This window comes from Streptomyces sp. NPDC051909 (genome assembly GCF_040681095.1).
GTDB lineage: Bacteria > Actinomycetota > Actinomycetes > Streptomycetales > Streptomycetaceae > Streptomyces.
In genome coordinates this window covers 1-4610 of sequence record NZ_JBFAYA010000067.1, presented here as the reverse complement: position 1 = coordinate 4610, position 4610 = coordinate 1, and the positions used below count along the sequence as shown (strand labels likewise).

The window sequence follows — 4610 nt, the reverse complement described above, 5'->3', positions numbered from 1 at the left end:
TCCAGCGGGTTGCCGACGATGCCGCGAACCTCCACCAGTCCGGCCGCGAGCCGCTTCACTTCCACGGTCTCGCAGCCCCACGCGTCGGCCAGCCATCCGCCGGCCTTTTCGACTTCCGCGACCCCGACCTTCGGGATCGTCTTGACCACGGCCCGGATGCCCCACGGCTCCGGGAAGACCTTGACCTTCGGGACGACCGTGACGGGCTTGGCGACCTTGCCTTGCCAGTCCTTGCGGCCCTTGGTGTTCTCATCGATCCGGGCGAGGCCGACGTTCGGCGCGAGCCGCTTCCACTGGCGCCCGACTCGCCAGGCATGGCGCATGCGCTGGCGCTGGAACGGGGTGGCCCGGATGTACCGGTAGGTGGCGATGAAGAGGCGGGCCGCCCCCCAGGCCACGAGCCCCACGAGCGTGAGGATCATGACCAGGGGAGCGAGGCCCAGAGCGTCAGTGCTGGACACGATCAGCCTTCCAGTTGTGACCGCAGTCGCGGCACTCGTAGCCGGTGACGGTCTTGCCGCCGTCGTAGCTGTACTCGGTGATCTCGTCCGAACCGCACTCAGGACAGATCACCGATCAGCCCTCCTGAGACGCGGTCTTGCGGGACGCGGGCACGGCGTTCGCGGCGGTCAGGCCGTCGGCGCCGTACCAGGCGGTTCCACCCCGGACCACGTCGTTGCCGTTCTTGTCCTTCTTGGTCTCGACCGGGCTGACGCCCACGCGGAAGCCGTCGAGGTGGACCGGCTGCGGCATCCCGCCGAGGGCCTCGGCCGGGTCGCGGTGGGCGGTGATGTTGACCTTCAGGACCTCGTTGGTGATCCGGCCGAACTGCTCGAACCCGGCCACGACCTCAACCACCCACTGGGGGACGCCCTCCTTGTTGACCGCCTGCTTGGCGTTGTTGCCGAACTCGGTCTTCGGGGCGGAGCTGAGGAACATGACCATCTTGAAGGTGCGGGCCTGGTCGACGTGGAAGATCGCGGGCATGGATGTCTCCTTCTGACAGATCGTCAGGTGACGATCGCTCGTCTACGGGGCGTTGCGTGCTCTACTCTGAACTTCATGCACGGGGGTTGTCAACCAGGTTTTCGCCGAACGTAGTCAAGGGTGGTCGAACATGTCTGAGTCAGTACCGGCTGAGATCCGTACGAAGATGCAGGTCAGGCTGCAAGCGATCTCCGAGCTTGCCGGATACCTCGGACATGCCGACGCGGCGATGGCCCGTGATCCGGCCGAGTGGCACCGGAACCTGATCCGGGCTCTGTCTGACCTTGCCGAAGAGGCGAAGACTGCTGAGACCGAACTGTCTGTGCACGCCGTTCAGTCGAAAGCCCTGACGACCACCGAGGTCTCGAAGGCCGCGAAGGTGAGCCGGACCGCGATCTACAAGAGGCTTCGTGATTAGGCGCGGTGACGCAAGAAAGGCCCCGTCGATTTCGGCGGGGCCTTTCGCTTGTTTCCCGGCGGGGGCCGGAGCTTCCGCCGCAGGCGGTCGCGTTTTTTTGTGATTCCGGGCCGAGGAAGTCTTTACCTAAAGCTGATCAGCGGGGCCCCTCCGAGAGCAAGAAAAGGGGCCGAGTGCCCACAAGAGCGGTGAGGGCATCCAGCCCTCTCCATTGGTACAAGTGTAATGGCCCCTTTTCATGCTCTCGCCCCGCAGATCACCTTTAGGTAAACACTTCCCCAACCCTAGCGTTGTTGATCACGCTAAGGCAGACTCCTCATCCACATCTGACGAACCGTCATCTTCTTCTGATGGTGCGTCAGGTCCGACTTCGAATTCCAGGTGGTAGGCGGTAAGGAGATTGACCAGCTCTGCGAAGCCTCCGTTCTCAGCCGCATCGAGGAGCTGCGTTTCGAGCCCCGGAGTCTGCCGCATCCGCTTGAGCGATTCGGCCGGCAGAACCGCCCAGCGTTCTCCGGCGACCTTGTCGTTGACCACCTCTTCGTCTGTCTTCTCGACCTCCTTCGGCAGCAGCTCGGGCCGCAGGCCGCGACTCCAGGTGATCGCCCGGCGGTTGAAGGTTCCCTGTTCGTACTGTCGCCAGACCGGAATCACGTCCATGTCTCCGGTGAGCCGGAAGTATTCCAGCAGCTCGAACGGGGCCAAGGTCTTGAGACTTCCGGACTTCATGTCACCACGAGCGATTTCGTTTCCGAGTCCCCTGCCCTCTTGAAGCTTGGCGATGTATTCGCCTGCCTCCTGAGGAGTTGTGACCTTGGACCAGACGATGCCGTGCTTCTCGGTCGGTTCGTAACCGTGCTTTTTCATCCAGGCCCGCCAGGTCTTCCACCAGCGACCCATCATGTAGGCGAGTTCTTCTGTGGTTTCGTTGTTCATGAGAACGACGACGTGCAAATGCGGGTGGAATCCATTCCGGTGACCCCACGTCACTTCGAGTGACCGGATATAGCCGCGAATTCCGAGCTTGTCTTTTTCACCGAGGAGACCGGTTTTCTTGTCGCCTGCCCATGCCTTGCCGGACATGAGCCGACGCCAGCCATTGGCGACGGCATCGAGGACCGGGGCCAGGTCGTGGTACTTCTTGTGACGGGCCGTCAGGGTGACCATCCAGGCGGTACCGCCGTCTTCGATCATGTGCTTGGCGACGGCCCGAGCGATCTCGTCGGCACGGACGAGGCGGATCTTCGCGGCGCAGACGGGACAGGCCCAGATGGACCCGCACGAGCAGTAGCCGGACCAGGAGGCGTGACCCTCGTTCACGACGATGGCGGCGGACCCGTTGCCCTCGTTGCCGTTGGTCACCAGACCGCACTTCTGGACACGCGGCAACGTGCTGATCCGCCGTAGGACGACCCTCTGCGCGAACCGCTTGCCACGACGCTCCTGCCAGACCTCTTTTGCCTGGTCAGGGCCCGTTTTTTCCTCGTCCGGTGAAACATTGTTCGCGTAGTACGTACTTTGGCCACCCGCCGGGCCGCCGGGGGCGGCCCCGGCCCCCCTCCTGCCTTCGGCCCAGGGGGCCGGGGAGACCCGGCGGGAGGCGGCTTTCCGGAGCACATCGCGAGCCTGTTCCGCGTCCAGAGATCCGGGCTCGTCCGACACGAGATCGGCGGGGTGGTCGATGGCAGGGCTCTGCTCTAGGCTGTCCACAGACGTCTCTCCGTTTTGCTGTCGCAGGTTGAGCGGAGACCAGAGGCCCGAGACCGTGTCACCGGTTCGGGCCTCCGTCGTTCTCCGTGGTGCGATCCTGTCTGTGTGGCCACCCGGCGCGGTTTCGACGCGCCGGGCGGTCACTTCTTCGTTTCGGGCCCCATGAGGCTCTTGATCACGTACCAGCCGATGGCCAGCGAGATGGCCCCGACGCCGACCGCGACCGCGACGACGGCGACGGCCAGGAGGACGGCGACGACGAGGGCACCGGCCCCGGCACCGGCGATGAGCTTGCCGCCGTTCTGGGACAGCCAGGAGGGCTGTGGGGCCGCCTGCTGGACGATGACGTACGCCGGGGGGTGCTGGAGGCTCTGAGGGGCGCTCAGGGCCTGTCCGGGGGCGATGTGCAGGGGTGTCGGGGTGTAGACGTGCTCGGGGGTCATGACGCCTTCCTCCTGCGGGTCGTCTTGGTGTCCTTCTGGAGCGGGACGGAAGCGCCGGCGCTTTCGGCAGAGACGTCGACGACGGTCGGGGCAGCCGCGGGGATGACGTCGCGGCGAAGGTGGGCGGTCGAGGCGATGAAGCCGGGCAGCTGGTCCTCGTCCAGGTCGCCCACGCGGATCCGGTCGTAGCGGCCACCCAGGCCGGGGACGCCGGTGATGACGCAGACGCCGACGTTGGTGTCCTTGTCCACGAGGACGGACGGGTCGTTGGCCTCGTCCTTGCGGATCCCGGCGCCGAGGGCGGCTTCTGCCGCGTCGATGGTGAAGACGGGGAAGCAGATGCCGACTTCGAGGTTGTCGCGGACGGCGGTCGGGATGGCGTCCGAGGTCTGCTTCTGGGTGCCGAAGATGCCGAGGACGCCCAGGGCGCGGCCCTCCTTGGCGATGGTCTGCATCATGCGTTGGTTGGACTCGATGACCTGCTTGTCCTTGCCGGTCAGGCCCTTGGTGTCGGAGTAGTTGTGGACCTCATCGAAGATCGCGACGACGAGAGGGTTGGTCTCGGTCGGCCCGTGCTTCCAGAACTTGTGGGTGCCGCGTTCCTCGGTCAGCGAGGCCGGGCGGTCCTTGAGCAGCCGGACGAGTTCGGTCAGCCGCTGGTTGGCGGTCTCCGGGTTGTCCCCGACGACGAACATGGCTCGGGAGCCGACCGGGCCCCAGTCGCCGTATCGGGCGTCGGAGGTCTTGCCGTCGAAGATGGCGAACTGGACGTTGGCGCGGTTGGCGAGCGAGGCCATCCAGGCGAGCATCAGCATGGTCTTGCCGAAGCCGGGGAGTCCGGCGACCTTGATGCCGCTCAACTGCCGTAGCGGGATGGCGACTTGGCGCATCCACGGGTTGTGACCTATGGGCAAGACCCACTCGTCCGGCTGGGGCCAGGCGTACGGCGCGTGCTCGTCCAGCGGGTTGCCGACGATGCCGCGAACCTCCACCAGTCCGGCCGCGAGCCGCTTCACTTCCACGGTCTCGCAGCCCCACGCGTCGGCCAGCCA

6 protein-coding genes and 1 pseudogene are annotated in these 4610 nt (G+C 65.6%); 1 reads left to right on the top strand and 6 read right to left on the bottom strand.

All coding sequences use genetic code 11. The features are described 5' to 3' along the window. The 3 genes and pseudogenes from AB0M18_RS36345 to AB0M18_RS36335 form a co-directional block, all read right to left on the bottom strand. Window positions 1-422: pseudogene (locus tag AB0M18_RS36345) on the bottom strand (hypothetical protein); the annotation flags it as partial. 25 nt (window positions 423-447) lie between these two features. After that, window positions 448-573: a hypothetical protein gene (locus AB0M18_RS36340; RefSeq protein WP_360068899.1), complete on the bottom strand. Its 126-nt coding sequence runs from the start codon at window positions 571-573 to the stop codon at window positions 448-450. Between the two features lie 3 nt (window positions 574-576). Then, window positions 577-987 (bottom strand): hypothetical protein, encoded by a 411-nt coding sequence (locus tag AB0M18_RS36335; protein ID WP_360068901.1) that lies wholly within the window; start codon window positions 985-987, stop codon window positions 577-579. A gap of 130 nt (window positions 988-1117) precedes the next feature. Between AB0M18_RS36335 and AB0M18_RS36330 the strand changes: the two genes are divergently transcribed. Beyond that, window positions 1118-1405, top strand: coding sequence for a hypothetical protein (locus AB0M18_RS36330; RefSeq protein WP_360068903.1), 288 nt, complete (start codon window positions 1118-1120; stop codon window positions 1403-1405). A 297-nt stretch (window positions 1406-1702) separates the two neighbouring features. Here the strand turns inward: AB0M18_RS36330 and AB0M18_RS36325 are convergent, their stop codons facing one another. The 3 genes from AB0M18_RS36325 to AB0M18_RS36315 form a co-directional block, all read right to left on the bottom strand. After that, window positions 1703-3115 (bottom strand): protein rep, encoded by a 1413-nt coding sequence (locus AB0M18_RS36325; protein ID WP_365765654.1) that lies wholly within the window; start codon window positions 3113-3115, stop codon window positions 1703-1705. A 140-nt stretch (window positions 3116-3255) separates the two neighbouring features. Next, entirely contained in the window at window positions 3256-3558 is a 303-nt protein-coding gene (locus AB0M18_RS36320) for a hypothetical protein (protein WP_360068895.1), read from the bottom strand. Further along, a partial coding sequence (locus AB0M18_RS36315) for a hypothetical protein (RefSeq protein ID WP_365765652.1) occupies window positions 3555-4610 on the bottom strand: 1056 nt, incomplete at its 5' end. The genes AB0M18_RS36315 and AB0M18_RS36320, both read right to left, overlap by 4 nt.

Excerpts from the sequence above, each read along its gene's own strand:
- AB0M18_RS36320 (WP_360068895.1), bottom strand. The coding sequence starts at position 3,558 with ATGACCCCCGAGCACGTCTACACCCCGACACCCCTGCACATCGCCCCC.
- AB0M18_RS36335 (WP_360068901.1), bottom strand. The coding sequence starts at position 987 with ATGCCCGCGATCTTCCACGTCGACCAGGCCCGCACCTTCAAGATGGTC.
- AB0M18_RS36330 (WP_360068903.1), top strand. The coding sequence starts at position 1,118 with ATGTCTGAGTCAGTACCGGCTGAGATCCGTACGAAGATGCAGGTCAGG.